Source organism: Mesorhizobium sp. 2RAF21 (assembly GCF_052115345.1).
In the GTDB taxonomy this organism is placed as follows: domain Bacteria; phylum Pseudomonadota; class Alphaproteobacteria; order Rhizobiales; family Rhizobiaceae; genus Mesorhizobium; species Mesorhizobium terrae.
The window spans coordinates 46,707-72,489 of sequence record NZ_JBFRGM010000010.1; the positions used below are offsets into that span (position 1 = coordinate 46,707).

The 25,783-nt window shown below is 62.4% G+C and carries 29 protein-coding genes; 17 read left to right on the forward strand and 12 right to left on the reverse strand.

Annotated features, from left to right (window positions below; all coding sequences use genetic code 11):
- Positions 1-457: 457 nt before the first annotated feature.
- The 3 genes from AB4136_RS17390 to AB4136_RS17400 all read right to left on the reverse strand — a co-directional run bounded on the left by AB4136_RS17390 (position 458) and on the right by AB4136_RS17400 (position 4,875).
- Positions 458-868, reverse strand: a complete 411-nt coding sequence (locus AB4136_RS17390; protein ID WP_024924826.1) for a DUF302 domain-containing protein — start codon at positions 866-868, stop codon at positions 458-460.
- Positions 865-3,786 (reverse strand): excinuclease ABC subunit UvrA, encoded by a 2,922-nt coding sequence (uvrA, locus tag AB4136_RS17395; protein WP_024924827.1) that lies wholly within the window; start codon positions 3,784-3,786, stop codon positions 865-867. Before uvrA ends, AB4136_RS17390 begins: the two co-directional genes overlap by 4 nt.
- Before the next feature lie 768 nt (positions 3,787-4,554).
- Positions 4,555-4,875 carry a hypothetical protein gene (locus tag AB4136_RS17400; protein ID WP_024927657.1) on the reverse strand — a complete coding sequence of 107 codons (321 nt, stop codon included), beginning with the start codon at positions 4,873-4,875 and terminating at the stop codon, positions 4,555-4,557.
- 205 nt (positions 4,876-5,080) lie between these two features.
- On the opposite strand from AB4136_RS17400, the gene AB4136_RS17405 reads away from it, so the two are divergent.
- Positions 5,081-5,404, forward strand: coding sequence for a GCG_CRPN prefix-to-repeats domain-containing protein (locus AB4136_RS17405; protein WP_024924829.1), 324 nt, complete (start codon positions 5,081-5,083; stop codon positions 5,402-5,404).
- Positions 5,405-5,534: 130 nt separating this feature from the next.
- On the opposite strand, the gene AB4136_RS17410 is transcribed toward AB4136_RS17405, so the two are convergent.
- The 4 genes from AB4136_RS17410 to AB4136_RS17425 form a co-directional block, all read right to left on the reverse strand.
- Positions 5,535-5,822 carry a hypothetical protein gene (locus AB4136_RS17410; RefSeq protein ID WP_024924830.1) on the reverse strand — a complete coding sequence of 96 codons (288 nt, stop codon included), beginning with the start codon at positions 5,820-5,822 and terminating at the stop codon, positions 5,535-5,537.
- 82 nt (positions 5,823-5,904) lie between these two features.
- The gene (locus AB4136_RS17415) at positions 5,905-6,510 is read right to left on the reverse strand and encodes an ATP-dependent Clp protease proteolytic subunit (RefSeq protein WP_024924831.1); all 606 of its coding nucleotides are present in this window, start codon (positions 6,508-6,510) and stop codon (positions 5,905-5,907) included.
- Between the two features lie 20 nt (positions 6,511-6,530).
- Positions 6,531-6,998 carry an SRPBCC family protein gene (locus AB4136_RS17420; protein WP_024924832.1) on the reverse strand — a complete coding sequence of 156 codons (468 nt, stop codon included), beginning with the start codon at positions 6,996-6,998 and terminating at the stop codon, positions 6,531-6,533.
- Positions 6,995-7,309: an ArsR/SmtB family transcription factor gene (locus AB4136_RS17425; RefSeq protein ID WP_024924833.1), complete on the reverse strand. Its 315-nt coding sequence runs from the start codon at positions 7,307-7,309 to the stop codon at positions 6,995-6,997. Before AB4136_RS17425 ends, AB4136_RS17420 begins: the two co-directional genes overlap by 4 nt.
- 236 nt (positions 7,310-7,545) lie before the next feature.
- On the opposite strand from AB4136_RS17425, the gene ssb reads away from it, so the two are divergent.
- The 3 genes from ssb (at position 7,546) to AB4136_RS17440 (ending at position 9,538) form a co-directional block, all read left to right on the forward strand.
- Positions 7,546-8,085 (forward strand): single-stranded DNA-binding protein, encoded by a 540-nt coding sequence (ssb, locus tag AB4136_RS17430; protein ID WP_024924834.1) that lies wholly within the window; start codon positions 7,546-7,548, stop codon positions 8,083-8,085.
- A 68-nt stretch (positions 8,086-8,153) separates the two neighbouring features.
- The gene (locus AB4136_RS17435) at positions 8,154-9,074 is read left to right on the forward strand and encodes a 5'-methylthioadenosine/S-adenosylhomocysteine nucleosidase (RefSeq protein WP_024924835.1); all 921 of its coding nucleotides are present in this window, start codon (positions 8,154-8,156) and stop codon (positions 9,072-9,074) included.
- 32 nt (positions 9,075-9,106) lie between these two features.
- Positions 9,107-9,538 (forward strand): OsmC family protein, encoded by a 432-nt coding sequence (locus tag AB4136_RS17440; RefSeq protein WP_024924836.1) that lies wholly within the window; start codon positions 9,107-9,109, stop codon positions 9,536-9,538.
- A gap of 432 nt (positions 9,539-9,970) precedes the next feature.
- Here the strand turns inward: AB4136_RS17440 and AB4136_RS17445 are convergent, their stop codons facing one another.
- Entirely contained in the window at positions 9,971-10,600 is a 630-nt protein-coding gene (locus AB4136_RS17445) for a MarC family protein (protein ID WP_024924837.1), read from the reverse strand.
- 398 nt (positions 10,601-10,998) lie between these two features.
- Here AB4136_RS17445 and gyrA point away from each other — a divergent pair, with 398 nt between their 5' ends.
- Complete coding sequence (gene gyrA, locus AB4136_RS17450; RefSeq protein ID WP_024924838.1) at positions 10,999-13,782, forward strand: DNA gyrase subunit A; 2,784 nt, start codon at positions 10,999-11,001, stop codon at positions 13,780-13,782.
- Between the two features lie 11 nt (positions 13,783-13,793).
- The gene (locus tag AB4136_RS17455; protein WP_024924839.1) at positions 13,794-14,273 is read left to right on the forward strand and encodes a GNAT family N-acetyltransferase; all 480 of its coding nucleotides are present in this window, start codon (positions 13,794-13,796) and stop codon (positions 14,271-14,273) included.
- A 35-nt stretch (positions 14,274-14,308) separates the two neighbouring features.
- Here the strand turns inward: AB4136_RS17455 and AB4136_RS17460 are convergent, their stop codons facing one another.
- Positions 14,309-14,443 (reverse strand): hypothetical protein, encoded by a 135-nt coding sequence (locus AB4136_RS17460; RefSeq protein ID WP_275040854.1) that lies wholly within the window; start codon positions 14,441-14,443, stop codon positions 14,309-14,311.
- A gap of 194 nt (positions 14,444-14,637) precedes the next feature.
- Here AB4136_RS17460 and coaD point away from each other — a divergent pair, with 194 nt between their 5' ends.
- The 4 genes from coaD to AB4136_RS17480 are packed head-to-tail and all read left to right on the forward strand — an operon-like array spanning position 14,638 to position 16,738.
- The gene (gene coaD / locus AB4136_RS17465; protein WP_024924840.1) at positions 14,638-15,138 is read left to right on the forward strand and encodes a pantetheine-phosphate adenylyltransferase; all 501 of its coding nucleotides are present in this window, start codon (positions 14,638-14,640) and stop codon (positions 15,136-15,138) included.
- 20 nt (positions 15,139-15,158) lie between these two features.
- Positions 15,159-15,746 carry a peptidylprolyl isomerase gene (locus AB4136_RS17470; protein ID WP_024924841.1) on the forward strand — a complete coding sequence of 196 codons (588 nt, stop codon included), beginning with the start codon at positions 15,159-15,161 and terminating at the stop codon, positions 15,744-15,746.
- Between the two features lie 21 nt (positions 15,747-15,767).
- Positions 15,768-16,283 carry a peptidylprolyl isomerase gene (locus AB4136_RS17475; protein ID WP_024924842.1) on the forward strand — a complete coding sequence of 172 codons (516 nt, stop codon included), beginning with the start codon at positions 15,768-15,770 and terminating at the stop codon, positions 16,281-16,283.
- A gap of 5 nt (positions 16,284-16,288) precedes the next feature.
- Positions 16,289-16,738, forward strand: coding sequence for a DMT family transporter (locus AB4136_RS17480; protein WP_024924843.1), 450 nt, complete (start codon positions 16,289-16,291; stop codon positions 16,736-16,738).
- Positions 16,739-16,767: 29 nt separating this feature from the next.
- Here AB4136_RS17480 and AB4136_RS17485 read toward each other — a convergent pair whose 3' ends face one another.
- Positions 16,768-17,412: a dihydrofolate reductase family protein gene (locus AB4136_RS17485; RefSeq protein ID WP_024924844.1), complete on the reverse strand. Its 645-nt coding sequence runs from the start codon at positions 17,410-17,412 to the stop codon at positions 16,768-16,770.
- 182 nt (positions 17,413-17,594) lie between these two features.
- Here AB4136_RS17485 and queA point away from each other — a divergent pair, with 182 nt between their 5' ends.
- Positions 17,595-18,665: a tRNA preQ1(34) S-adenosylmethionine ribosyltransferase-isomerase QueA gene (gene queA / locus AB4136_RS17490; RefSeq protein ID WP_024924845.1), complete on the forward strand. Its 1,071-nt coding sequence runs from the start codon at positions 17,595-17,597 to the stop codon at positions 18,663-18,665.
- A gap of 51 nt (positions 18,666-18,716) precedes the next feature.
- On the opposite strand, the gene AB4136_RS17495 is transcribed toward queA, so the two are convergent.
- Positions 18,717-19,121 carry a GFA family protein gene (locus tag AB4136_RS17495; protein ID WP_036253633.1) on the reverse strand — a complete coding sequence of 135 codons (405 nt, stop codon included), beginning with the start codon at positions 19,119-19,121 and terminating at the stop codon, positions 18,717-18,719.
- A 105-nt stretch (positions 19,122-19,226) separates the two neighbouring features.
- On the opposite strand from AB4136_RS17495, the gene tgt reads away from it, so the two are divergent.
- Complete coding sequence (gene tgt / locus AB4136_RS17500) at positions 19,227-20,357, forward strand: tRNA guanosine(34) transglycosylase Tgt (RefSeq protein WP_137900481.1); 1,131 nt, start codon at positions 19,227-19,229, stop codon at positions 20,355-20,357.
- Between the two features lie 59 nt (positions 20,358-20,416).
- On the opposite strand, the gene AB4136_RS17505 is transcribed toward tgt, so the two are convergent.
- Positions 20,417-21,634: a serine hydrolase domain-containing protein gene (locus AB4136_RS17505; protein ID WP_137900482.1), complete on the reverse strand. Its 1,218-nt coding sequence runs from the start codon at positions 21,632-21,634 to the stop codon at positions 20,417-20,419.
- Between the two features lie 178 nt (positions 21,635-21,812).
- Here AB4136_RS17505 and AB4136_RS17510 point away from each other — a divergent pair, with 178 nt between their 5' ends.
- The 5 genes from AB4136_RS17510 to AB4136_RS17530 all read left to right on the forward strand — a co-directional run bounded on the left by AB4136_RS17510 (position 21,813) and on the right by AB4136_RS17530 (position 25,778).
- The gene (locus AB4136_RS17510; protein WP_024924849.1) at positions 21,813-22,427 is read left to right on the forward strand and encodes a DsbA family protein; all 615 of its coding nucleotides are present in this window, start codon (positions 21,813-21,815) and stop codon (positions 22,425-22,427) included.
- A gap of 82 nt (positions 22,428-22,509) precedes the next feature.
- Positions 22,510-22,746, forward strand: a complete 237-nt coding sequence (locus AB4136_RS17515) for an Lrp/AsnC ligand binding domain-containing protein (RefSeq protein ID WP_024924850.1) — start codon at positions 22,510-22,512, stop codon at positions 22,744-22,746.
- Between the two features lie 174 nt (positions 22,747-22,920).
- Positions 22,921-24,333: a circularly permuted type 2 ATP-grasp protein gene (locus AB4136_RS17520; RefSeq protein WP_024924851.1), complete on the forward strand. Its 1,413-nt coding sequence runs from the start codon at positions 22,921-22,923 to the stop codon at positions 24,331-24,333.
- Positions 24,326-24,766 carry a four helix bundle protein gene (locus AB4136_RS17525; RefSeq protein WP_081766908.1) on the forward strand — a complete coding sequence of 147 codons (441 nt, stop codon included), beginning with the start codon at positions 24,326-24,328 and terminating at the stop codon, positions 24,764-24,766. Before AB4136_RS17520 ends, AB4136_RS17525 begins: the two co-directional genes overlap by 8 nt.
- Positions 24,767-24,836: 70 nt before the next feature.
- Positions 24,837-25,778: an alpha-E domain-containing protein gene (locus AB4136_RS17530; protein ID WP_024924852.1), complete on the forward strand. Its 942-nt coding sequence runs from the start codon at positions 24,837-24,839 to the stop codon at positions 25,776-25,778.
- Positions 25,779-25,783: the final 5 nt, after the last annotated feature.

The window sequence follows — 25,783 nt, forward strand, 5'->3', positions numbered from 1 at the left end:
GCAACGCCATCAAGTCAAATCACGGCGGTGCCGTCCACGCCATCCGAAATCGGCGGGCGAGGGCAGGCTCCTGCCATCAACGTCCACCGCTTGATCGTTCGCCGAGCATTATGTACCAAAGTATAAGACGCTCTGCCTGTCCGGTCGGCAGCCGTCTGATCGATATTCCGGCGCGAAACCGCGGTTTTGTGCCAGTTCCCCGGAACGCGACCCGGTTGCTTCCGGTGAAACTGGGCTCTGTACCTTGGATCACGATCCGCTAAAATAAATCAGACCGTTAAGACCGTTCTCCCGGTTCTTTGGCTCGGGGGTAGCGCGTGGTGCCAACGGCCGCGTCGCTGCCAAACGCTGGGGGTGAGCAGGCGAATTTCCTATTCGTCTGCTTTTTTTTGTCCGGCGGTTAAGAAACTCCCTGCAGTCGATCGTCGGTTTCAGGGACGCAGCAGTGCCGTGACCGTTACTCTTCGCGACCGGTTGCCAGGCCCACAACCTTGCTCATGCCACCGGCTATCGCTTGAACCGCTGCATTGCTGGCGTCGCCCAAATGATGTCGCACGGCGATCCATTCGGCGGTGTTGTAGGAGAGCCATACTTTGCCGGCTTCATCTTCCCAGGCCAGCGCCTTTACCGGCAGGTCGATACCGGCGATCTGCCTGTCCTGCATGAGCGGCGTGCCGCCCTTCGGATTGCCGAAGATGAGAAGTTCCGTTGGGCGAAGCGCCATGCCAACATCGCGCGCGCCCGCCGCATGATCGATGCGGGCAAAGACGTTGAGGCCAAGCTTGGTAACGACTTCGACCAGCCGGTCGATGGTTTCCGTTACCGTCAAGCGGCTTTCGATGGTGACGATGCCATCGCCACCCGTCATTCAGCCGCCTCGCGCTTCCCCTTCGGTCGCCGCTCCAGAAGCTCCTTGAGGTATTGGCCGGTATAGGATCGCGGCTCGGCGACGACGTCTTCCGGCGTGCCCGACGCCACGAGTTCGCCGCCGCCGTCGCCACCCTCGGGGCCAAGGTCGAGCACCCAGTCGGCGGTCTTGATGACTTCCAGATTGTGCTCGATGACGATCACGGTGTTGCCCTGGTCGACCAGTTCGTGCAGCACTTCGAGCAGTTTTGCCACGTCGTGGAAATGCAGGCCGGTAGTCGGCTCGTCGAGAATATAGAGCGTCTTGCCGGTCGCCTTGCGCGACAGTTCCTTGGCCAGCTTGATGCGCTGCGCCTCACCGCCGGACAAGGTCGTCGCCTGCTGGCCGATATGGATGTAGCCGAGGCCGACCTGGTTGAGCGTGACGAGCTTGTCGCGCACGCCCGGCACTGCGGCGAAGAAGTCGACGCCTTCCTCGACCGTCATGTCGAGAACGTCGGCGATCGATTTGCCCTTGAAGGTGACGTCCAGCGTCTCGCGGTTGTAGCGCTTGCCGTGGCAGACGTCGCAGGTCACGTAGACGTCGGGCAGGAAGTGCATCTCGATCTTGATGACGCCGTCGCCCTGGCAGGCCTCGCAACGGCCACCCTTGACGTTGAACGAGAAACGGCCCGGCTGATATCCGCGCGCCTTGGCTTCCGGCAAGCCGGCGAACCAGTCCCGGATCGGGGTGAAGGCGCCCGTATAGGTGGCCGGGTTCGATCGCGGTGTGCGGCCGATCGGCGACTGGTCGATGTCAATGACCTTGTCGAGGAATTCGAGGCCCTCGATACGGTCATGCTCGGCCGGATGCTCGCGCGAACCCATGATGCGGCGGGACGCGGCCTTGAACAGCGTCTCGATCAGGAAGGTCGACTTGCCGCCGCCCGATACGCCGGTGACGGCGGTGAAGGTACCGAGCGGAAACTCGGCGGTGACATTCTTCAGATTGTTGCCACGCGCGCCGACGACCTTGATGCGCTTGCCCTTCTTGCCGGGCCGTCGCTCGGCCGGTGTCGCGATCTCGAGCTCGCCCGACAGATATTTGCCCGTAATCGAAGCCGGGTTGGCCATCACCTCGCGCGGTGTGCCCTGGGCGATGATGTGGCCGCCATGGATGCCCGCCGCCGGGCCGATGTCGACGACATAGTCGGCGGTCAGGATGGCGTCTTCGTCATGTTCGACGACAATGACGGTGTTGCCGATGTCGCGCAGATGTTTCAGCGTCTCGATCAAGCGTGCATTGTCGCGTTGATGCAGGCCGATCGACGGCTCGTCCAGCACGTAGAGCACGCCGGTAAGACCGGAGCCGATCTGCGATGCGAGGCGGATGCGCTGGCTCTCGCCACCCGACAGCGTGCCCGAATTGCGCGACAGCGTCAGATAGTCGAGGCCGACATCGTTGAGGAAGCGCAGTCTTTCGCGGATTTCCTTCAGCACACGGACGGCGATCTCGTTCTGCTTTTCGTTGAGCTGCTCCGGCAATTCGTTGAACCAGCGGTCGGCCTTGCGGATCGACTGTTCCGTCACTTCGCCGATATGCTTGCCGGCGATCTTCACCGCCAGGGCTTCCGGTTTCAGTCGGTAGCCGTTGCAGGCCGGGCAGGGGGTGGCCGACATGAAGCGCTCGATCTCCTCGCGCATCCAGGCCGATTCCGTTTCCTTCCAGCGCCGCTCGAGATTGGGGATCACGCCCTCGAAGGTCTTGGTCGTCTTGTAGGAGCGCAGGCCGTCATCATAGTTGAAGGTGATCTCGCGTTCGCCGGTGCCGCGAAGAATGGCCTGCTGGGCCTCCTCGCTCAGATCCTTGAACTTGTCGCCGAGCTTGAAGCCGTAGACCTTTCCCAGCGCTTCCAGGGTCTGCGAATAATAGGGGGAGGTGGATTTTGCCCACGGACTGACGGCGCCGTCGCGCAGTGTCGCATTGTCGTCCGGCACCACGAGGTTTTCGTCGATCGCGCGCTGGCTGCCCAGCCCGTCGCAGGTCGGGCAGGCGCCGAACGGATTGTTGAACGAGAACAGCCGGGGCTCGATCTCTGGAATGGTGAAGCCGGACACCGGGCAGGCGAACTTTTCCGAGAACAGGATGCGCTCATGCGTCTCGTTCTTGGATTTGTAGGCGGATTCTTCGGATGTTTCGCTGGCCGGCAGCGGGCGGTCGGCGAATTCTGCGACAACCAGACCTTCAGCAAGCTTGAGCGCGGTCTCCATCGAATCCGCCAGGCGCGTGGCGAGGTCGCCGCGCACGACGACGCGATCGACCACGACGTCGATGTCGTGTTTGTATTTCTTGTCCAGCGCCGGCACGTCTCCAACTTCATAGAAGACGCCGTCGACCTTGACGCGCTGAAAACCCTTCTTCTGGAGTTCCAGCAATTCCTTCTTGTATTCGCCCTTACGGCCGCGAACCATCGGCGCCATGATGTAAAGGCGCGTGCCTTCCTCGATCGCCAGAACGCGGTCGACCATCTGGCTCACCGTCTGGCTTTCGATGGGCAGGCCGGTGGCCGGCGAATAGGGTACGCCGACGCGCGCGAACAACAGCCGCATGTAGTCGTAGATTTCGGTGACGGTTCCGACCGTCGAGCGCGGGTTCTTGGAAGTCGTCTTCTGCTCGATGGAAATGGCGGGTGACAGGCCGTCGATCTGGTCGACGTCCGGCTTCTGCATCATCTCCAGGAACTGCCGGGCGTAGGCCGACAGGCTTTCCACGTATCGACGCTGGCCCTCGGCGTAGATCGTGTCGAACGCAAGCGACGATTTGCCGGAGCCCGACAGGCCCGTCATCACGACCAGGCTGTCCCGCGGCAGGTCCAGGTCGACATTTTTGAGATTGTGCTCGCGTGCGCCGCGAATGGAAATGTACTTATGGTCGGCCATGCCGGTCCGCCGCCTCGGTTTTGCAATGTCTGGGCAGGACGGATCTGCCCGGCCGCCCGTTAATGTAGGTATTGTTGCCGCAAGATCGAGTGGACCCCGCAACGTGTCGGGTTTAACCGTCTTTCGCGCGGGCGGGCAAGCAAAAAAGAACAAAGATCGAACGCGCTCCTGACAGAGCGATGTCAGGAGAACGTGACGTTCCGGATCGTTCCGATCACATTTTCCGCAATCGACTAAGCAAAGGTTGACGCATGGGGAGGGGAGGCGCACAGTCCAAGGGTCAACCGAGCCGATCGCCAAGGGGCGATCTTCGTGCCAGCAGGTGATCCGCGAGGCGCCGCGGACGAACGAATAAGTGCTCTGGGAAGACGGCAAGAGCAACCAAGAGAAGGAGCGAGGTATGACCCCACCGGACAGTATCTTCGGGCTCCATCTGTCGTTGGAGCCGCGGCGGGCATAGGTGTCAGGGCAGGCGAACGCCTGTTCGCGCAAACCGTGACCTGCCGACCCCCTTTACAACCAGAGACCACTAGTCGGGTCGACGGCTGAATGCCGCGAAGCACCCGAAACCCAAAGCCGGTGAAACGCTCCCGGTAATATCGGGTAAACCCCCAAAAGGCCCCGTCCGCTTTGCCACAGGCAGCGGCGGGGCCAATGGTTTTTAGGGGCCATTGAATCTCCAAACCGCGGGAAACATCCACCGTCGCGAAAGCCGCGACGGCAACAGCCGTCGCGTGGACGCTACCCGGGTACTCCCGTTCCCGTCGGTCAGAAGCAGGATGGCTGGCTGGTTATCGAATAGCGCAGATTGCGCGTCGCCCAGCGTGCCTGGACGAAATGGACGATGGTGTTGTTGGTGTGCGAGGTGACGACGAAGTTCTCATTGTAGCTGAACTCGACCCGCGCCACGCCCTGGCTGTCATCATAGAGCGTGAAGGCGGCCGAGCAGTTCCAGCTTCTGTTCTCCGGATTCCAGGCGGTGATGTAGAAAGTGGTGTCCTTGGTGCCGTAGCCGAACATCGGCTGGCTGAGCGCAGGAACAGGGGTAAGGGCAGCAAGGGCCGAAGCGACGTATGGAAGAAACCGCATGGCGTCCTCTCATCGTTGTGCCCCAGTCCTTGATAACGCAGCCCGGCGCTGGTCGCGATAGCACAGATGAACTGGTCGGCCGACGGCGAGTGCCTGCGGGCAGTGCCTTTCACATCGCCGTGAAACGTGAAGACATTCACGTTCCATTCACCCAGCGGTCAATACCGTCGTGCGTGCAGGGGGGCATCGCTCGGAGGAATACGTGATGTATTCTGCAAAACTTGTCGCCGCCCTGGTGCTTCTCGGCGGTCTTTTCTCGTTCGCCGCGCCTGCCTTCTCTTATCCGATCGCGCCCGCGCAATCTTCCCAGTTCTCATCGAACGCAATCGAGCAGGTCGGCTGGCGCTGCGGGCCGGGCCGTCACATGGATCGTTGGGGCCGCTGCGTTCCAAACAGGATGCGCGCTTATTGCGGCCCGGGCCGCCATTTGAACCGCTATGGCGAATGCGTCCGCAATCGGCCCGCCTACCGCGCATGCCCGCGCGGCACCCATCTGACACCGCGCGGCTATTGCGTCCGCAACTGGTAAGACGCCCAGCGATGTCCTGACGAGCGGCCGACGCAGCCGTGTCGGTCGCTTGCCGTTTGGTCTCCAGCCGAGAGATCCGTTGGTTTGATCCGGCGGCGCAGAGCCGCGACTTTGATTTTTCGGGCTGTTGTTAGCGGCGTGGTGCCGACACCGCGCCGGCGCCGACATCGACGATCACCGAGCCGGAAATGCGCACGTCCATGTCGCCGATCTTGAATTGCCGGTTCGCACCGTTGCTAGTGTCGTCGGGCTCCGGCTGCGGGGCGGCCGGCTGGACGATGCGGTAGCCGCCATCGACACCAGGCAGGCTGCCTTTTGATGGCTTTGCCGGCTCGCCGGCAACAGCGGTCGCCGCCTGCGGCAACACTGCCAGCAAGCCCAAAAACCCGATTGCGAGGGGAGCGGAAATGCGGATCATGCCCCTAACATAGGCGCATGATGCCGCCGCGACCAGTCCCTGCCATCCGACCGCGCTGTCATCGATCGCGCTGACATACCGGTCAGGCGGCGTGTTTGCGCGTATCGTAGACGTGGTCGACCAGCCCCCAGGCCTTGGCTTCCTCGGCGGTCATGAAATGGTCGCGGTCAAGCGTGCGCTCGACTTCATCGAGCGTGCGGCCGCAATGTTCCGCATAGAGGCCAATCATGCGCTTTTTGACGCGACTGATATTCTCCGCGTGACGCTGGATGTCGGATGCCTGGCCCTGGAAGCCGCCCAGCGGCTGGTGCAGGACGATGCTGCTGTTGGGCAGCGCGATGCGTCGGCCGGGCGTGCCGGCCATCAGGAGGAATGAACCCATCGAGGCGGCAAAGCCCATGCATACCGTCGAAATCGGACAACTGACGTAACGCATGGTGTCGTAGATGGCGAAACCGGCGGTCACCACGCCGCCGGGCGAATTGATGTAGAGCGATATCTCCTTGTCGGGATTGTCGGATTCCAGGGACAGCAACTGGGCGCAGACCAGGGCCGACATGGTGTCGTTGACCTCGCCGTTGACGAAGATGATGCGCTCGCGCAGCAGCCGCGAGAAGATGTCGAATGTGCGTTCGCCGCGGCTCGACTGCTCGATGACCATGGGCACAAGATTGGCAATGGCGGACATTGTCTTGTTCCTTCGTGGGTTCAGGCGATCAACCGCCATTGCGGCGCGTTGGCCGCACGGACGGTTTTGGTTGGGGATGTCGTGGCGACGTGGAGCCTCATGCTGCACGATGCCACGCCGCTCATGACGGTCGCGCCGGCGACGGCGGCGAACCCATCATGGACAATCCGCAGATGCGTACCGCCAGTCGTGGTGCGGGCGAGCACGAAGGTCACGACGCTGTCGAAACCGGCCTCGCCGGAGACGGGCCGTTCGCGCCATGAATAGCGCAACAGCTGTTCCGGTTCGGCCTCGATAACCGCGCAGTCGATATGACCTTCCTCGCCCAGCTTGAAGCGATGGCCGGCTTCCGGCTTGATGTCGTTCGGCATCAGCCAGGCAGCGACAATTTCGGGTTGCGTGATAGCGCGCCAGACCTTTTCCGGAGGCTCCGGCAGATCGCATTCGACGACGATATCCTTATGGTCCCGCGGTTCGTCGCTGGTCATTGATCCATCTCCTTGAGCACGGCTTTCAGTTTCTCGATGCGGTCGGGCCAGAAGGCGCGGTAGCGTTCGATCCAGCCGAGCAGCGGACCCAGTCCGTCCGGCGCGGCGCGGTAATAGGCGTTGCGGCCCTCGCGGCGCTCGCTCACCAGCCCGGCGCCGCGCAGCACGGAGAGATGCTGCGAGACCGCCGGCTGCGAAATCGGCGTGCCGGTCCGCAATTCGGAAACCGTCATCTCGCCTGCGGCGAGGCGTTCGAAGAGCGCGCGCCGGGTTGGATCGGCGAGTGCCCGGAAGATTTCGGATTCGATCATGCTAAAAGCATAAGTGAGTACTTATTCATTTGGCAAGGCCTGTTCCGTTCCGTTGGCCGAAAGAGGCTTGCAAGCCCCGCATTTGCTGACATTCCTTGACAAGCGTTGGCGATAAAGACTAGAACGGAAGTAGAACAAAAACCTTGTGGGAAAGGCCTGCGGAGGCAGGCACTGAAAACCCTCAGCCTATATGGTGCGGCGAGAAATTTGGTTTCGGATGAGCGCGGAGAAGTGTGATGGCGGGCAGCGTCAATAAGGTCATTCTGGTTGGTAATTTGGGCGCGGACCCGGAAGTCCGTCGGCTGAATTCGGGTGATGCGGTCGTCAACATCCGCGTCGCCACCTCGGAATCCTGGCGCGACAAGAACTCGGGCGAACGCAAGGAAAAGACCGAGTGGCATAACGTCGTCATCTTCAACGATCAGCTCGCCAAGGTCGCCGAGCAATATCTGAAGAAGGGCATGAAGGTTTATGTCGAGGGTCAGCTGCAGACCCGCAAATGGCAGGACCAGCAGGGCCAGGATCGCTACACGACCGAGATCGTGCTGCAGAAATTCCGTGGCGAATTGCAGATGCTCGACGCGCGTGGACAGGGCGAGGGCGGCCAGGTTGGTTACTCCGGCGGCGGTCGCGACAGCTTCGGCCAGTCCGGCCCTACTGACGGCGGTGGTCGCGGCGGCTCCGGCGGTGGTTTCGGTGGCGGCCGCGACAGCGGTGGCAACCGTGGCGGCGGCGGTGGTGCGTCCCGCGAACTGGATGATGAAATCCCGTTCTGATTGCTATTGGCCGGCTTTTACCGCTCCGCCGGTCGGGTAGGGCGGTTCTTCCCGCAGGAGAACTGGTGATGCGCGCTTTCGCCCGTCTCGCGGCCCTTGGTCTGCTGCTTTTGGCCATGTTCGAGCCGGCTGCCTCGGCAGCCGAGCGCCTGGACGAAAAGCAGCGCATCGCGGTCGTTTCCGCCTTTCCGCCCGAATGGGTGGCGTTGCAAGCGGATCTGTCCGACCGCGCCGAACATGAGATCAACGGGCGCAAATTCATCACCGGCAAGCTTGCCGGCAAGGACGTCGTTCTGTTCCTGAGCGGGGTCAGCATGGTCAATGCGGCGATGACCACGCAATCCGCGCTCGATCAGTTCGTCGTCACTTCAGTGGTCTTTTCGGGCATTGCCGGTGGTGTCGATCCGGCGCTGAGCATCGGCGACGTCGTCATTGCCGACCAATGGGGCCAGTATCTCGAGGCGGTGTTTGCCCGCAAGACCGACAGCGGTTTTGAGATCCCGGCCTTCCTGCCGAAGGACAAATTCGCCGGCTATGGCATGATCGTGCCGCGCTCGGTCGGCATTGCCCGCAAGGGCGGTGCTGATGAGGAGACGAAATTCTGGTTCCCTTCCGACCCGGCGCTGCTCGATGCGGCGCGCAAGGTGGCGGCGAAACTCGACCTTCTGGCCTGCGCGTCCGACAACAGCTGTCTCGCCAAGCCGCCCAAAATCGTCGTCGGCGGCAATGGCGTGTCCGGGCAGGCTTTCGTCGACAACGCCGAATTCCGCGACTATGTGCACAAGACCTTCGATGCCAAGGTGCTTGACATGGAAAGTGCCGCGGTCGCTCACGTCACCTACAGCAACGGCGTGCCGTTCCTGGCGGTCCGCAGTCTTTCCGATCTGGCTGGCGGCGGCGAAGGCGCCAATCAGATGGCGACGTTCATGGCGCTCGCCTCGACAAACTCGGCTCATGTGGTCAAGGCGCTTCTGGCCGAGATGCCCTGAGCCGCTGGCTTTCGCTGAAAAGAGGAAATGGCATGAAGGCGCGTATCAAATGGGTTGAAGGCCGCACATTCGTGGGAGAATCCCAGAGCGGCCACAAACTGGTTCTGGGCACGGCGCATGGCGAAGGCGGCAAGTCACCCGGGCCAAGCCCGATGGAACTGCTTCTGATCGGCACGGGCGGCTGTTCGGCCATCGATGTCGTGCATATCCTCGAAAAGGGCCGCGAGGCGGTCGAGGATTGTGTCGTCGAGCTGGATTCCGATCGCGCCGAAACCGATCCGAAGGTCTTCACCCGCATCCACATGCATTTCATCGTCAAGGGCAGGGGCCTGTCGCGCGACAAGGTCGAGCGGGCGGTGCAGTTGTCGGCCGAAAAATACTGCTCGGCCTCGATCATGATGGGCAAGACCGCGAAGGTGACGCACGACTTCGAAGTGGTCGATACGGCTGCCGACGTGCTCTGATCCGTTCGGGCCTGGCAACCCGACCCTCCCCACCGCGGTCGAGCGGGAAATTTGCGCTCCAACCGCGAAGTCTTCATGCTGCGACTGGCATGGCGTCGCCTGGCGTCAGGCCATGCATTGCCGGCCGGAACGGAAGCAAAGCAGTCGTGGCTTGGCCACGGCAGGCTGCCGACACTCCTCGCTTCGGTTGAAAAAGCGGGAGCGTCCCGCATGCGGGGAGGCACACGGGACGCTCCCGAGAACGCGCAACCCTCGTTGGACAGTCATGATTGCGCGAGACGGCGACAGCGTAGCTGTCGCGTCGGTTCCCGATCTGTGATCTTCTTCACATATGCCGTTTTCCGATCGAGATCGGGCCTTCCTGGGCCGGTCCGGATGCTCGCTCATGAAGGAATGACCGGCCGTGGCCGGATCGGCGTAAGGTGGGAGTTGTCAGCTTCCGGCCAGCGCCTTGATGCCGTCGGCGACGAATTGCACGGCGAGCGCGGCCAGGATGACGCCGAGCAGCCGGGTCAGGATCGAGCGCCCGGTCTGGCCGAGGATACGGTCGATGCGTTCGGCCAGAATGAACACCACATAGGTGATCAGCAGGCAGGCCAGGATGATGGCGAGCAGCGACAGTTGGCCCGCAACGCCATGGTATGAACTGGACAGCAGCACCGTCGCGGAGATGGCGCCGGGGCCAGCAATCAGCGGTATGGCCAGCGGGAAGGCGGCGATGTTGTGGATGTGGTCCTTGGTGATTGCCACGTCCGCGCTCTTTTCCTTACGGTCCTGCCGGCGCTCGAACACCATTTCGAAGGCGATGAAGAACAGGAGGAAGCCGCCGGCGACGCGAAACGCCGGAAGGGTAATGCCGAACACCGAAAGGATCGAGGCGCCGGCCACAGCGAAGAGTGCAATCACCAGGAAGCCGATGATCGAAGCGCGCACCGACACCTGCTGGCGCTGTTCGCGGTTCATGCCGCGCGTCACCGCCAGGAAGAGCGGCGCCAGGCCTGGCGGGTCGATGGTCACGAGCAGCGTCACGAAGGCGTTGAACAGGCTTTCGTAAGTGGGCATGCCGTTCCCCTTCCGCGCGTGACCGCGTCATTGGTAGCGCGAATGCGATCACCTTGTCACCGGTCGTTCGCGCAATGGCTGCGGTCGGCAACGCTTCCAGTGTCAGCTATCGCCGGCCGTTTGGATTTGCTCGTTTTTCCGGATCCTGGCGGTGGCGTTTCATGCGATTTCCGCTGCTGCTGTGACGGTATTTTCGGGTGCAAATTCACGAGCTTGCCACATTGTGGCGGCCCGTATGGAGGCGCCTTTCGGCGGCTTCTCTTATCTCGTTGAAATAACAGGGGAAATAAGCACTGGAAAACATCGGTGCGGCGACGAAAAACCGCGCTCCGGGATTGGAGAATGGCGCCGCTTTCCTATATAAGATTTGAACGATTCCCTAAAGATTGCGATCTGTTTTGACCGACCAGAAGACACCGCGCGGGCCGGACGGCCCTTCAGGCATCGAGCCGATTTCTATTATCGAGGAGATGCAGCGCTCCTATCTCGATTACGCCATGAGCGTGATCGTCAGCCGCGCGCTCCCCGATGTGCGCGACGGCATGAAGCCGGTGCACCGGCGCATCCTCTATGCCTCGCATGAGAGCGGCTATCATTGGAACCGCAAATATGTGAAGTCGGCGCGCCCGGTCGCCGACGTGATGGGTAAATATCACCCGCACGGCGACGCCTCGATCTACGATGCCTTGGTGCGCATGGCGCAGGATTGGTCGATGCGTGTGCCGCTCATCGACGGGCAGGGCAATTTCGGTTCGATCGACGGCGATCCGCCGGCAGCGATGCGCTACACGGAATCGCGCCTGACCAAGGTCGCGCACGAGCTGCTCGAGGACATCGACAAGGATACGGTCGACTTCCAGGACACCTATGACGCGTCTGGCCAGGAGCCGAAGGTTCTGCCGGCGCGCTTCCCGGCGCTGCTGGTCAATGGCGCGGGTGGCATCGCGGTGGGCATGGCCACCAACATCCCGCCGCATAACCTTGTGGAAGTCTGTAACGGCGCCATCGCCGTCATCGACAATCCGGCCATCGATCTTGCCGCGATGATGGAGATCATTCCCGGTCCGGATTTCCCGACCGGCGGTCTGATCCTTGGGCGTTCCGGTATCTACAACGCCTATTCGACCGGCCGCGGTTCGGTCGTCATGCGCGGCAAGGTGCATGTCGAGGAGATGCGCGGCGAGCGCGAGGCCATCGTCATCACCGAGGTTCCCTATCAGGTGAACAAGGCCTCGATGATCGAGAAGATGGCCGAACTGGTGCGCGAAAAGCGCATCGAGGGCATTTCCGACATTCGCGACGAAAGCGATCGTCAGGGCTACCGCGTGGTGATCGAGCTGAAGCGCGACGCCAATGCCGAGGTGATCCTCAACCAGCTCTACCGCTTCACGCCGCTGCAGACGTCGTTCGGCGCCAATATGGTGGCTTTGAACGGCGGCAAGCCGGAAGTGCTGACCCTGCTCGACATGCTGAGGGCCTTCGTCGCTTTCCGTGAGGAAGTGATCAGCCGGCGCACCAAGTTCCTGCTGCGCAAGGCGCGTGAACGCGCTCACGTCCTGGTCGGTCTGGCGATCGCGGTCGCCAACATCGACGAGGTCATCAAGCTGATCCGCAACGCGCCGGACCCGCAGACGGCGCGCGAGCAGCTGATGACGCGCCGCTGGCCGGCCGCCGATGTTGAGGCGCTGATCCGCCTGATCGACGATCCGCGCCACCGCATCAACGAGGACGGCACCTACAATCTGTCGGAAGAGCAGGCCCGCGCCATTCTCGAATTGCGCCTGCAGCGCCTGACCGCGCTCGGTCGCGACGAAATCGCCGACGAACTGAACAAGATCGGCACCGAAATTGCTGATTTCCTTGATATTCTGGCTTCCCGTGCCCGTATCCAGCAGATCGTCAAGGACGAACTGATTGCCGTGCGCGATGAGTTCGGTACGCCGCGCCGCACCGAGATCACCGATGCTGGCGCCGACATGGAAGACGAGGACCTGATCCCGCGTGAGGACATGGTCGTCACCGTCAGCCATTCCGGCTACATCAAGCGCGTGCCGCTGTCGCTCTACCGGGCGCAGCGTCGTGGCGGCAAGGGCCGCTCGGGCATGTCGACCAAGGACGAGGATTTCGTCACCCGGCTATTCGTGGTCAACACCCATACGCCGGTGTTGTTTTTCTCCTCGCGTGGCATCGTCTACAAGGAAAAGGTCTGGCGCCTGCCAATCGGCAATCCGCAGTCGCGCGGCAAGGCGCTGATCAACATGCTGCCGCTCGAACAGGGCGAACGCATCACCACGATCATGCCGCTGCCGGAGGACGAGGCAAGCTGGGGCGAACTCGACGTGATGTTCGCGACGACGCGCGGCACCGTCCGCCGCAACAAGCTCAGCGATTTCGTCCAGGTCAATCGCAACGGCAAGATCGCCATGAAGCTGGAGGAAGAAGGCGACGAGATCCTCGGCGTCGAAACCTGCACCGACAATGACGACGTGCTTCTGACCGCCAATTCGGGCCAGTGCATCCGTTTCCGTGTCGATGACGTGCGCGTGTTCCAGAGCCGCAATTCGGTCGGCGTGCGCGGTATCTCGATGGGCGAAGGCGACCGCGTCATCTCGATGGCGATCATCGAACATGTCGACGCCGATCCGGCGGAACGCGCAGCCTATCTCAAGCGCTCGGTTGCCGAGCGGCGGCTGGCCGGCGCCGGCGAAGAGGAAGATGTCGCGCTGACCAACGAGGAGGTCTCCGAGGAAGCGCAGCTTTCCGACGAGCGCTATGAACTGCTGAGGCAGCACGAGCAGTTCGTGCTCACCGTCACCGAATATGGTTACGGCAAGCGTTCCTCGTCCTATGACTTCCGCCTGACCAACCGCGGCGGCAAGGGTATTCGCGCCACCGACGTGTCGAAGGTGGGTGAAATCGGTCCGCTGGTAGCGGCCTTCCCGATCGGCAATGACGACCAGATCATGCTCGTCTCCGACGGCGGCCAGGTCATTCGCGTGCCGGTGCACGATATCCGCTTCGCCAGCCGCGCCACCAAGGGCGTCACCATCTTCAACACCGCCGAGGGCGAAAAGGTGGTGTCCGTCGAGCGCATTTCCGAGCCGGAAGGCGACGATGCGGATGGCGAGGAGACGGCCGAAGACGGTGCCGGCGAAGGCGGCGCTGATCCGGCGCAGGCCTGACGGCCGGGACGATGCTGGACGAAACGCCGGTATTTCGCCTCGCCACCGCCTCGGATGTCGAGGCGGTCACGGCGCTGACCGAGCAGGCTTATGAGCCTTATACGCAGGCGTTTGGCGCGCCGCCGATCCCTGTCACCGAGGACTACGCTCCTCGCATCGAAGCGGGGCAGGTCTGGCTGCTGGAAGTCTCAGGCGCGCTCGCCGGGCTGATCGTGCTGGAACGGCACGCCGATCACATCCTGATCTTTTCCGTTGCGGTGGCGCCGGCCTTCCAGGGCCGGAAGCTGGGCATCCGGCTGCTTGACTGGGCCGAGCAAAAAGCGCGGGCCGCTCAGTTCGATCTGGTCAAGCTCTACACCAACGCGCGAATGGAGCGGAACATCGCGCTCTATTCGGCCTATGGCTATCGCGAAACCGGCAGGCGGGCCAATCCGAAACGGCCGGGCTGGATCGTGGTGGATATGGAGAAGCGGCTGGCCGACGAGGCGTAAGCGCCTGTCGGCAGGGGTTGGTTCGGGATTGGGCCTTAGCGGCGGCGGCCGAAACGGTTGCGGCGGTCGAAATCGTCGAGGCGCACGCGCTCGGCTTCCTGGTGTAGGCCGAAAACGGTCGCAATCAACATCGCTACGGTCATTGCAGTGGCGAGCATGAGGATCATCATGGCTGGTTCTCCTGTCACCTAAACGAGCGGCGGGTGAAAAGGTTTCACTCCGCATCATCATCTATCTGTACGTGAACAGAATTTAACCGTGTCTGACTGCGCCGTTCATCTGCTGTTCATGGTTGACGAAGGGTTCACGCGCCGCGTGGCAAGGCCATTTGCGTTCCAGCCGCGCGCCCGCTAGAAGCAGCAACATGACCGAACGCATCGCGCTCTATGCCGGCTCCTTCGACCCGTTGACCAACGGTCACCTCGACGTGCTGAAGGCGTCGCTGGCGATTGCCGATACGGTGTATGCCGCGATCGGCATCCAGGCGTCGAAGACGGCGCTCTTTTCATTCGAGGAACGGGCCGAACTGATTGAGAGGGCCGCCGCCACTGAATTCGGGGCTGAAAGCCGGCGCATCCGCGTCGTTTCCTTTACCGGGCTGGTGATCGACGCCGCCCGCAAGCAAGGTGCCTCGATCATGATCCGCGGCCTCCGCGACGGTACCGATCTCGACTATGAAATGCAGATGGCGGGCATGAACGAGACCATGGCGCCCGAACTGCAGACCGTGTTCCTGCCGGCCAGCCCCTCGGTGCGCACGATTACCGCCACATTGGTCCGCCAGATAGCCTCGATGGGGGGCGATATCCGCCCGTTCGTGCCGGTGGCGGTCGCCGGTGCGCTTAAAGCCAAATTCGCGAAATAGACTTTTCGGAGATTTTTCCAATGCAGCTCAAGAAGCTCGCCGCTTTCCTCGTCGTGCTTGCCGGCCTGTTCGGCGGCGCGTCGCAGGCTTTCGCGGCAGACCCCGAGAACACCATGGTCATCACGCTGAAGGACGGTGACGTCGTCGTCGCCCTGCGCCCCGATTTGGCGCCGAAGCATGTTGCCCAGATCAAGAAGCTGGTGCGCGAAGGCGCCTATGACAATGTCGTCTTCCATCGCGTGATCGACGGCTTCATGGCCCAGACCGGAGACGTGCAGTACGGCAACGCCAAGAAGGGTTATGATGCCAGCCTCGCCGGAACCGGCGGCTCGAAGGAGCCGGACCTGCCGGCCGAATTCTCCAAGGAGAAATATGTGCGCGGCGTCGTCGGCATGGCCCGCTCCCAGAACCCGAACTCGGCGAACTCGCAGTTCTTCATCATGTTCGCCCCGGCGCCGTCGCTGAACGGCCAGTACACCATTGTCGGCACCGTCGAGAAGGGCATGGAACTCGTCGACAAGATCAAGAAGGGCGATGCCGCCGACAACGGCGCGGTCACCGATCCCGACCGCATGGTCAAGGTCCGCATCGCCGCTGACAAGAACTGATTTTTCAAGAGGATACAGAAAATGGCTGAAATCAAGGACCGCGAAAACGCGCTCATCATGGAAACGACCAAGGGTAAGGTCGTCATCGAACTGTTCCCCGATCTGGCCCCTGGCCATGTCGGCCGCATCAAGGAACTGGCCCGCGAAGGCGCTTATGACGGCGTCGTCTTCCATCGCGTCATCGACGGCTTCATGGCCCAGACCGGCGACGTCAAGTTCGGCAAGTCGGGCGGCAAGGACTTCAACCCGGGCCGCGCCGGCATGGGCGGCTCCGACAGGCCGGACCTGAAGGCCGAATTCTCCAACATGAACCACGGCCGCGGCACCTGCTCGATGGCGCGCGCGCAGAACCCGAACTCGGCCAATTCGCAGTTCTTCATCTGCTTCGAGGATGCCGGCTTCCTCAACCGCCAGTACACGGTCTGGGGCCAGGTCATCGAAGGCATGGACAATGTCGACAAGATCAAGCGCGGCGAGCCGGTGCAGGATCCCGACAAGATCGTGTCGCTGAAGGTCGCCGCGGACGTGCAGGCCTAAGCTCGATGGTCGGCGCTCTCTGGTCGCTTCTCGGCGTCCTGGCGGGCGCCTTCATCGCGATCCAGGCTCCCATCAATGCCCAACTCGCACGCGGATTGGGCGTGCCCGTGGCTGCCGCCGCGATTTCGTTCCTGGCCGGCGCTGTCGTGCTGGGCGTTGTCACCTTCTTCACCACCAGAACGCAGGGGCTCGTCATCGACTGGCGAACCCCCGCACCATGGCTGTTCGTGGCTGGCGGTGCCCTTGGTGCCGTTTATGTGACGAGCTCGGTGCTGTTGACGCCGCGGATCGGCGCCGCGGCGCTGATGGCATTCCTGGTCGCCGGCCAGCTTCTGGCCGGCATGATGGTCGATCGCGTTGGCTTTCTTGGCGTCGCGGTTCGCGAAATCTCCACCGGCCGCATCGTGGGCGCCGTGCTCTTGCTCGCCGGCGCCCTGATGATCAGGCTTTATTGAAGCGTGTCGTCCCCACCGGGGACGGCGCTTCAACGTTTCTCCAGCACGACATGCGTGGCTAGGTCCGTTGTCTCGCGGGCCGTGACCTGATAGCCGAGAGCCGGCAGGTCAAGACCGGCGAAAAGCGCTTCGCCCTTGCCGAGCAGCACCGGCGAAATCGCCAGATGCATGTCATCGATCGCCCCGGTGCGCAGATAGTGCCGCACCGTCTCGACACCGCCACCGATCTTGACGTCGAGCTTGCCCGCCGCCGCCTTTGCCCGCTTCAACGCCTCGTCGGCGCCTTCGGTGACGAAATGGAAGGTCGTTCCGCCCTCCATCTCGATCGACGGCCGCGCGTGATGCGTAAGCACGAACACCGGCGTGTGATAGGGCGGGTTGTCGCCCCACCAGCCTTTCCAGTTCTCGTCCGGCCATTCACCACGTAGCGGACCGAACATGTTGCGGCCGATAATGAAGGCGCCGAAGCCTTGCAGCGAGGCCGCCGCATAGCGGTCGTCCACGCCGGTCGAACCGCCTTGTTCGCCGATCATCGTGTTGAATGTCTTCGTTCCCATCAGCCATTGCGGCAATTCCATGCCGCCCTTGCCGAACGGGTGTTCGAGGCTCTGTTCCGGCCCGGCGCCGTAGCCGTCGAGCGAAACCGAGAAACCCAATACTCTAACCTTACTCATGACACGCGTCCTGCTTTGGGAGTGTTTTTCCAGGGTACGCGAAGATAGGTATACTGATTGCAAAATGCAATCAGTTATGAGTAGCGACTCCATCGTCGCATTGCCCTTGTGTGACCGGCCGCGAGGCGCGGTGGCGCAAAAGCAGGTGACGGCCGGGTCCAGATCAGGCTATTGCCGCAGCCATGAAAGTGGATTTGTTCGATTTCGACCTGCCCGAGGAGCGCATTGCGCTACGCCCGGCCGAACCGCGCGACGCGGCACGACTCCTGGTGGTGAGGCCCGGCGAGGGGCTGGCCGACAAGGTCGTGCGCGACCTGCCGTCATTGCTCGAACCCGGCGATGTGCTCGTCTTCAACGACACTAAGGTCATCCCGGCGCAGCTGCGCGGCATCCGCCGGCGTGGCGACGCGACCGCTCAGGTCGAGGCGACGCTGCATATGCGCACCGGGGCCGACCGCTGGCTGGCCTTCATGCGGCCCGGCAAGCGCATCGCCACCGGCGACCGCATCCATTTCGGCCATGACGGCAATTCCTGTTTTCTCGGCCAGCTCGACGCCACCGTGCTCGAAAAGCGCGAGGGCGGCGAAGTCCTGCTCGGCTTTGACCTCTCGGGTGCATTCCTCGATGAAGCGCTGCATGCCGTCGGCCACATTCCGCTGCCGCCCTATATCGCCTCCAAGCGCGACGACGACGCGCGCGATCTTTCCGACTACCAGACGATCTATGCGCGGGAAGAGGGGGCCGTGGCGGCCCCCACCGCCGGCCTGCATTTCACGCCGGACCTGTTTGCCGCACTCGATGCCAAAGGCATTGAGCGGCGGTTCGTGACGCTGCATGTCGGCGCCGGCACCTTTCTGCCGGTCAAAGCCGACGATACGGCCGACCACAAAATGCATGCCGAGACCGGTTATGTGTCACAGGAGACCGCCGATGCGCTGAATGCCGCCAAGGCGCGCGGCAACCGCATCGTTTGCGTCGGCACCACCTCGCTCAGGCTTCTGGAGAGTGCCGCGCGCCCGGACGGCACGCTCGCCGCCTGGTCAGGCGCGACCGACATCTTCATCACGCCCGGCTATCGCTTCCGCACCGCCGATGCGCTGATGACCAATTTCCACCTGCCGCGCTCGACGCTGTTCATGCTGGTGTCGGCCTTTGCCGGATTGGAAACCATGCGCTTGGCCTATGGCCATGCCATTAAGAGCGGCTATCGTTTCTATTCCTACGGCGACGGCAGTCTGCTGTTCAGGGCGTGAGGCGCGCCGGTGCATGACAGGGAATTAGGCGAATAGCGACTTCGCTGGTATTCAGAACCAGTAGTCCGCCACGCAGCGGCCATCGCGCGGCAAGTCGGTAAAAGTGTCCAGCCCGTCGAAATGGTCGATGGGCAGGGCGGCGACGACCTCCGGCTCGGCCAGCCGTACGTTCACGGCCATGCGCCGGCGGCCTTCCTTGTTCAGCCGCGTGCCGCGCCACCAGGCCACGCAGCCGCATTTCGGGCAGAAGTTGAAGGTGAGGTGGCTTTCGCTGCCGTGGCGCGCATAGGCGTGCGCCTCGCCCGACACCTCGATCTCCTCGCCCTCATGACCATAGATCCACAGGGTTCCGTGGCGGCGGCAGACCGTGCAGTTGCACGCCGTCGCGCCTTCCGGTGTTCCGTTGAAGCGCCAGCGGACCGCGCCGCAATGGCATGCACCTTCGATCGTCGTCATCGGGTCGACCCCGGTTTGCCGTCATACAGGGTAGAAGGGCCGCCTTGATCGAACAAGGTAGGTCCGGCGATTGTCATGCAGCGCGGCGGCGGCTAAAGGCAGCGCATGACCGAGAGCTTTTCCTTTTCTCTACTCGCCACCGACGGCAAGGCGCGGCGCGGCGAAATCTCCATGCCGCGCGGCAAGATCCGCACGCCGGCCTTCATGCCGGTCGGCACGGGCGGCACCGTCAAGGCCATGTATATGGACCAGGTGCGCGGCGTCGGCGCCGACATCATCCTGGGCAACACCTATCACCTGATGCTGCGCCCGGGCGCCGAGCGTGTCGCGCGATTGGGCGGCCTGCACGAATTCGCCCGCTGGCCGCATCCGATCCTGACCGATTCCGGCGGTTTCCAGGTGATGTCGCTGTCGAAGCTCAGGAAGCTGACCGAGCAGGGCGTCACCTTCCGCTCGCATATCGACGGTTCGCCCTATGAAATGTCGCCGGAGCGCTCGATCGAAATCCAGGGCCTGCTCGATTCCGACATCCAGATGCAGCTCGACGAATGCACCGCGCTGCCGGCGGACGAGAACGAAATCGAGCGGGCGATGGAGCTGTCGCTGCGCTGGGCCGAGCGCTGCAAGACGGCTTTTGGCGACCAGCCCGGCAAGGCGATGTTCGGCATCGTGCAAGGCGGCGACAATGAAAAGCTGCGCGTGCGTTCCGCGCAGGCGCTGTCCGCCATGGGGCTCAAAGGCTACGCAGTCGGCGGTCTCGCGGTCGGCGAGCCGCAGGCTGTGATGCTGGAGATGCTCGACATCACCTGTCCGGAACTGCCGGCGGAAAAGCCGCGCTACCTGATGGGCGTCGGCACGCCCGACGACATCGTGAAGTCGGTGGCGCGCGGCATCGACATGTTCGATTGCGTGATGCCGACAAGGGCGGGGCGCCACGGGCTTGCCTATACACGGCGCGGCAAGATCAACCTGCGCAACGCCCGCCACGCCGACGATCCACGCCCGTTGGACGAAGAGAGCGACTGCCCGGCCGCGCGCGACTATTCCCGCGCCTATCTGCACCACCTTGTGCGCTCGCAGGAAGCGCTCGGTGCCATGCTGCTGACCTGGAACAACCTGTCCTACTATCAGAAGCTGATGCAGGACATTCGCAATGCGATCGAGGCCGGCCAGTTTGAGACCCGAACGGCGGCGATCTCGGAAGGCTGGGCGAGGGGCGATCTACCGGCTCTGTAGCGCTTGATCCTGCGGGTCTGGATCGATCTTCGGAAAGCTCAGGCATCGGATCAAAAGTATTACAGCGCGTTGGCGATCGCCTGGAAGGCATCGATCGTCGCGTACTCCATGGCGTTGCCGCTGTTGTTGTAGTCGACATAGGCCGAGGTTTTGGCGATGACGACCTTGCGCGCCGGGTTGACGTAGATGAACTGGCCATAGATGCCGATGGCCGAGAAGTCGCCCTGCGGCTTGCCGGGTATCCACCATTGGTAGCCATAGCCGAACGGCACGCCGGCGGCTGCGTCTTCGCGGCCCGGCGTCAGATAGGGCGCGTCGGGTGTCACCGAGGCATGCACCCACACTGCCGGCACGATCTGCTCGCCCTTCCAGTTGCGCCCCTCGTTCAGATAAAGCAGCCCGAAGCGGGCATAGTCGCGCAGCACCGCATTGAGCCCGCCGGCGGCGATCGTTTCTTTCTTCTGATCGACCAGCCAGTAGGCATCGGCCTCGGGACCGAGACGCGACCACAGCCGCTCCTTGAAATAGTCGGGCAGGGGCTTTCCGGTGGCACCCTCCAGCACCATGCCCAGCACCTGCGTATCGGCCGAGACATAGCGGTTGACCGTACCTTGCGGGCGCTCGTTCTTCAGATGGGCGGTGAAATCGTCCACCGAGCCGGTCAGGATCTGGATGATGTAGCGCACGACGTCGGAGTTGAGGTCGCCATAATCCTCGTTGAATCCAACGCCGGACGCCATCTGCAGCACGTTCTTGACCTTGACGCCCTTGTAGCCGCCCTCGGCCAGCAGCGGCGCGTATTTCTCCACCGGGTCGTCCAGCTTGATGAGACCGTCGGCAACCGCGTTGCCAATCAGGAACGAGATGGTCGACTTCGAAACCGACATGGCGATCGATTGCGTTTGTGCGCTGTTGCCGCGCCGGTATTCCTCATGGACGATCACGCCGTCCTTGATGACCAGCAGGCCGGTGGTCTGGGATTGTTCGATCCAGTCGGCGATCGTACGGGTCTCGCCGCCCGACACATATGTTTCCGGAAGCGGCCGTTCGGCTTTTGGAAGGTCGCTCACCTCGGCGCCACGCTCGATGCGGACGGAAGGATAGGTCTTGTAGAACGAGCGGAAATTCTCGTCGATCACATCCGGCTTGAACAGGTTCGCATAGATATAGACCGCATGCAGTTCCTTGATCTTCTGGCGGAAGACGAAGCCACCGACGAGCGCAACGACGACAGTGAGCACAACGACGCGCAATGCCCAACGCCAGAATGTCCGCATGAAAATCCTCCCCAAAACCGCTCTGACGGCGGCTCTCATGACTATGCCGATTTTGAAGCCGTCAAAGGAAGATGTGTCAATCTCGGCGCCACTGTCGGCCCTTCCGCCTTTAAGCCGTGGTTAAGGCGCGCCAGACATGCTTTCGGCGGGAGGATTCGCGCGGATCTCGGAGTGGACGATGTTGTGTCAGCCAATCGACCGTCGTTTGTTTTTGACCGGTGCGGTCGCCGCTCTGGCGCTGCCTTGCCTGCTGGCCAATGCGGCAGCCATGCCGACCATGGATGAAGTGGCTGCCGATCCGGCCATTCCCGCGCTTGGCAACCCGCAAGGCGACGTCACCATCGCCGAATATGTCGATTTTCAATGCCCGGTCTGCAAACTGGCCTTCATCGAGCTCAAGAAACTGCTCGCGGAAGACGCAGGCATCCGTCTGGTCATGAAGGACTGGCCGATCTTTGGAGACGCGTCGCGCTACGCGGCCAAAATGGCGCTCGCCACCAGCGATAGCGGCCACTATGGGCAGGCGGTGGATGCCCTGATGACGGCCGAGGGCCGGCTGTCGGAGCGCCGCACGGATACGATCCTGGCCGATGCCGGCATCGACCTTGCCAGGACGCGTGCAAATCTGGCCGAGCGCGGTGCCGGGATCGACGCGCTGCTTGTCCGCAACGAGAGCCAGGCCAGTGCCTTCAAGCTGCGTGGCACACCGGCACTGGTGGTGGGCGGCCGCCTGTTCCGTCACGGTCTGTCGCTGGACGAACTCAGGACGGCGGTTCGTCAAGCCAGGTCCTGACCCTACCCAAGGCGGCGCTTGAAACGCCGCCGCCAGTCTGCCAGAACGACCGCATCAGCAAGGGCACCAGCGAGGCGGAGCCGTGAAGACTTTTTTCGTTCAGTTCAAATGCGAGCTCGGCAAGGCCTATGACGTGGCAAGCGCGCTGGCCGACGCCGAGATCGCTTCCGAAATCTATTCGACCGCCGGTCACTACGACCTGATGGCGAAGTTCTACATCGATGACGATCAGGATGTCGGCCATTTCGTCAACGAGAAGGTGCAGGTCATTCCCGGCATCAAGGATACGTTCACGACCGTCACCTTCCGGGCGTTCTGACGCTCGCCTTCCGGGTGACCGTTTTTTCGGCATGCGGCTGCCCATAACAGTGCTTTGCCGCCTTGCCATTGTGCAACCAGCCGACATTGTTGGCTAGGCCTGATGCAAATCACCGATTGCGCTTGATTTTCTTCCCCGACGCCAGTTCAAATGGCTTCAGAGGGGAGTACGCGATTGGCAGCTTTCGACGAGATGCTTCCGGAAACTACCGGGCTGAGAAGACCATACTCGGCTTATGATCGTTGGCTAAAAGAACAAGACCCGGCCAGACTGGCCCAGAAGATGGAGGATGCGGAGCGCGTCTTCCGGAAAACCGGCATCACCTTCGCCGTTTACGGCGAGCAGGAGGCCTCCGAGCGCCTCATCCCCTTTGACATCGTGCCCCGCATCATTGCCGGCCAGGAATGGCGCCGGCTGGCGCTCGGCATCGAGCAGCGCGTGCAGGCGTTGAACGCGTTTCTGGATGACATCTATCATCGCCAGGAAATCCTGCGCGCCGGACGCGTGCCCCGGCAGCTGATCGCCGACAACGAGGCCTTCCTGCCCGAGATGATCGGGGTTCGTCCGCCGGCAGGCGTCTACACCCACATCATCGGGGTCGACATCGTCCGCATCAGTGAGAACGAGTTCTACGTTCTGGAGGACAATGCGCGCACGCCGTCGGGCGTCTCCTACATGCTGGAGAACCGCGAGACGATGATGCAGCTCTTTCCGGAGTTGTTCCAGCAGATCAAGGTGCGGCCGGTGGAGAACTATCCGGCGCTGCTCCGGCAATCGCTGGCGGCGGTCAGGCCGAAGGGCGTCGACGGCACGCCGACCATCGCGGTGCTGACCCCGGGCATCTACAACTCCGCCTATTACGAACACGCCTTTCTTGCCGACCAGATGGGCGTGCAACTGGTGGAGGGTTCGGACCTGCGCGTCGTCGACGGCCATGTCGCGATGCGCACGACCGAAGGCTACAAGCAGATCGACGTGCTCTACCGCCGCGTCGACGATGCCTATCTGGACCCGCTGACCTTCAAGCCCGATTCAGCGCTCGGCGTGCCAGGCATCATGGACGTCTACCGCGCCGGCAACATCACCATCGCCAATGCGCCGGGCACCGGCATTTCCGACGACAAGGCGATCTATTCCTACATGCCGGAAATCGTCGAATTCTACACCGGCCGCAAGCCGATCCTCGGCAACATCCCGACCTGGCGCTGCTCGGAGCCGGACAGCCTGAAATATGTGCTGGAGCATCTGTCCGAGCTGGTCATCAAGGAGGTTCACGGGTCGGGCGGCTACGGCATGCTGGTCGGTCCGGCCGCGACCAGAAAGGAATGCGAGGAGTTCGGCAAGAAACTCGCCGCCAAGCCGTCGAACTATATCGCCCAGCCGACCCTTGCGCTCTCGACGTGCCCGATCATGACCGAAAAGGGTCTGGCGCCGAGGCACGTCGACCTCAGGCCCTATGTGCTCGTCTCCGACCGCATCCAGCTGGTGCCCGGCGGCCTGACCCGTGTCGCGCTGAAGGAAGGCTCGCTCGTGGTGAATTCGTCTCAGGGCGGCGGGACGAAGGATACGTGGGTGTTGGATGACTAGCGGCTGGTCGGCAATCGGCAGTCGGCAGTCGGTCTCAGATCACGAGCCGCCGCTCGGTTCTGAAAACAGCAAGATCGGCTCATATCGCGATCTAAGAGTGTGGAACCTGGCTATTGAATTGGCTGTCGACTGTTACGAACAGACCAGAGCTTTTCCGCAATCTGAATTGTATGGACTTACATCTCAGTTGAGACGAGCAGCCACTTCCGTGGCGGCCAATATCGCGGAAGGATATGGTCGGGAAAATACCGGTTCTTACGTCCAGTTCCTTCGCATCGCTCAAGGTTCGCTGAAGGAATTCGAGACGCACATCATAATTTCTACCCGCGTTGGCTTTCTCGAGGCGGAAGCACAACGACGCTTTTTGGCTCAGGCAAACGATATCGGTCGGATGCTTCGGGCCTTGATACGCAGTCTCCAACGGGCAAGCTGATGGCGCTGATACGCATACCCTTCCGATCTGCCGACTGCCGACTGCCGATTGCCGCCGGGAGGCCCAGCTAATGCTTCTCGGACGCACCGCCAACGGCCTTTACTGGATGAACCGCTATATCGAGCGGGCTGAGAACATGGCGCGCCTGGTCGATGCCGGTCTGCGCATGGCGCTGACACGTACGCAGGATGCTTCCGAGGAATGGCACTCCGTTGTCATCAGTGCCGGTTCCGATGTCGCCTTCGCGCAGAAATATTCCGAGTTCACCGCTGCCAATGTCGCAGATTTCCTGCTGCGCGACACGTCGAACCCGTCCAGCGTGATGTCGTCCATCGAAACCGCGCGCAACAACGCCCGCATGGTGCGCACGGCGCTGACACGCGAGACGTGGGAAAGCACCAACGAGGCCTGGATGGCCCTGAAGCGCATTCTGGCCAAGCCGATCGACCAGCGCGAACTGCCGACCGTGCTCGACGCCGTCAAACGCGAGACGGCGCTGATCCGCGGCGCCTTCTACGGCACCATGCTGCGCAACGAGATCTTCGATTTCTCGCAGCTCGGCACCTATCTCGAACGCGCCGACAACACGGCGCGCATCCTCGACGTGAAGTATTACGTGCTTCTGCCGTCGATTTCCTGGGTCGGTTCGACGCTCGACAACTACCAGTGGGAATCGATCCTGCGCTCGGTGTCGGCGCACCGCTCCTACCGCTGGGTGTATGAGGCCGAATACAAACCGACGAACATCGCCGACTATCTGATCGTCAATGCGCGCATGCCGCGCTCGCTGACGTTCTGCTACCGCTTCATCCTCGAACATCTGAATTTCCTTGGCAGCGACTATGGCGCGCGCCATGCCTGTCACACCACCGCCGAGCGTATCCACGCAATGCTGAAAGTCGGCTCGATCAAGGACGTCTTCGACGCCGGCTTGCACGAATTCCTCGGCAATTTCATCGCCGAGAACACGCGGCTCGGCGACGAGATCGCCGAGGACTACCGGTTCTACTAGGATCA

Coding starts and splice junctions, on each gene's coding strand:
- AB4136_RS17390 (WP_024924826.1), bottom strand. CDS start 868: ATGACGGGTGGCGATGGCATCGTCACCATCGAAAGCCGCTTGACGGTA.
- uvrA (WP_024924827.1), bottom strand. CDS start 3,786: ATGGCCGACCATAAGTACATTTCCATTCGCGGCGCACGCGAGCACAAT.
- AB4136_RS17400 (WP_024927657.1), bottom strand. CDS start 4,875: ATGCGGTTTCTTCCATACGTCGCTTCGGCCCTTGCTGCCCTTACCCCT.
- AB4136_RS17405 (WP_024924829.1), top strand. CDS start 5,081: ATGTATTCTGCAAAACTTGTCGCCGCCCTGGTGCTTCTCGGCGGTCTT.
- AB4136_RS17410 (WP_024924830.1), bottom strand. CDS start 5,822: ATGATCCGCATTTCCGCTCCCCTCGCAATCGGGTTTTTGGGCTTGCTG.
- AB4136_RS17415 (WP_024924831.1), bottom strand. CDS start 6,510: ATGTCCGCCATTGCCAATCTTGTGCCCATGGTCATCGAGCAGTCGAGC.
- AB4136_RS17420 (WP_024924832.1), bottom strand. CDS start 6,998: ATGACCAGCGACGAACCGCGGGACCATAAGGATATCGTCGTCGAATGC.
- AB4136_RS17425 (WP_024924833.1), bottom strand. CDS start 7,309: ATGATCGAATCCGAAATCTTCCGGGCACTCGCCGATCCAACCCGGCGC.
- ssb (WP_024924834.1), top strand. CDS start 7,546: ATGGCGGGCAGCGTCAATAAGGTCATTCTGGTTGGTAATTTGGGCGCG.
- AB4136_RS17435 (WP_024924835.1), top strand. CDS start 8,154: ATGCGCGCTTTCGCCCGTCTCGCGGCCCTTGGTCTGCTGCTTTTGGCC.
- AB4136_RS17440 (WP_024924836.1), top strand. CDS start 9,107: ATGAAGGCGCGTATCAAATGGGTTGAAGGCCGCACATTCGTGGGAGAA.
- AB4136_RS17445 (WP_024924837.1), bottom strand. CDS start 10,600: ATGCCCACTTACGAAAGCCTGTTCAACGCCTTCGTGACGCTGCTCGTG.
- AB4136_RS17455 (WP_024924839.1), top strand. CDS start 13,794: ATGCTGGACGAAACGCCGGTATTTCGCCTCGCCACCGCCTCGGATGTC.
- AB4136_RS17460 (WP_275040854.1), bottom strand. CDS start 14,443: ATGATGATCCTCATGCTCGCCACTGCAATGACCGTAGCGATGTTGATT.
- coaD (WP_024924840.1), top strand. CDS start 14,638: ATGACCGAACGCATCGCGCTCTATGCCGGCTCCTTCGACCCGTTGACC.
- AB4136_RS17470 (WP_024924841.1), top strand. CDS start 15,159: ATGCAGCTCAAGAAGCTCGCCGCTTTCCTCGTCGTGCTTGCCGGCCTG.
- AB4136_RS17475 (WP_024924842.1), top strand. CDS start 15,768: ATGGCTGAAATCAAGGACCGCGAAAACGCGCTCATCATGGAAACGACC.
- AB4136_RS17480 (WP_024924843.1), top strand. CDS start 16,289: ATGGTCGGCGCTCTCTGGTCGCTTCTCGGCGTCCTGGCGGGCGCCTTC.
- AB4136_RS17485 (WP_024924844.1), bottom strand. CDS start 17,412: ATGAGTAAGGTTAGAGTATTGGGTTTCTCGGTTTCGCTCGACGGCTAC.
- queA (WP_024924845.1), top strand. CDS start 17,595: ATGAAAGTGGATTTGTTCGATTTCGACCTGCCCGAGGAGCGCATTGCG.
- AB4136_RS17495 (WP_036253633.1), bottom strand. CDS start 19,121: ATGACGACGATCGAAGGTGCATGCCATTGCGGCGCGGTCCGCTGGCGC.
- tgt (WP_137900481.1), top strand. CDS start 19,227: ATGACCGAGAGCTTTTCCTTTTCTCTACTCGCCACCGACGGCAAGGCG.
- AB4136_RS17505 (WP_137900482.1), bottom strand. CDS start 21,634: ATGCGGACATTCTGGCGTTGGGCATTGCGCGTCGTTGTGCTCACTGTC.
- AB4136_RS17510 (WP_024924849.1), top strand. CDS start 21,813: ATGTTGTGTCAGCCAATCGACCGTCGTTTGTTTTTGACCGGTGCGGTC.
- AB4136_RS17525 (WP_081766908.1), top strand. CDS start 24,326: ATGACTAGCGGCTGGTCGGCAATCGGCAGTCGGCAGTCGGTCTCAGAT.
- AB4136_RS17530 (WP_024924852.1), top strand. CDS start 24,837: ATGCTTCTCGGACGCACCGCCAACGGCCTTTACTGGATGAACCGCTAT.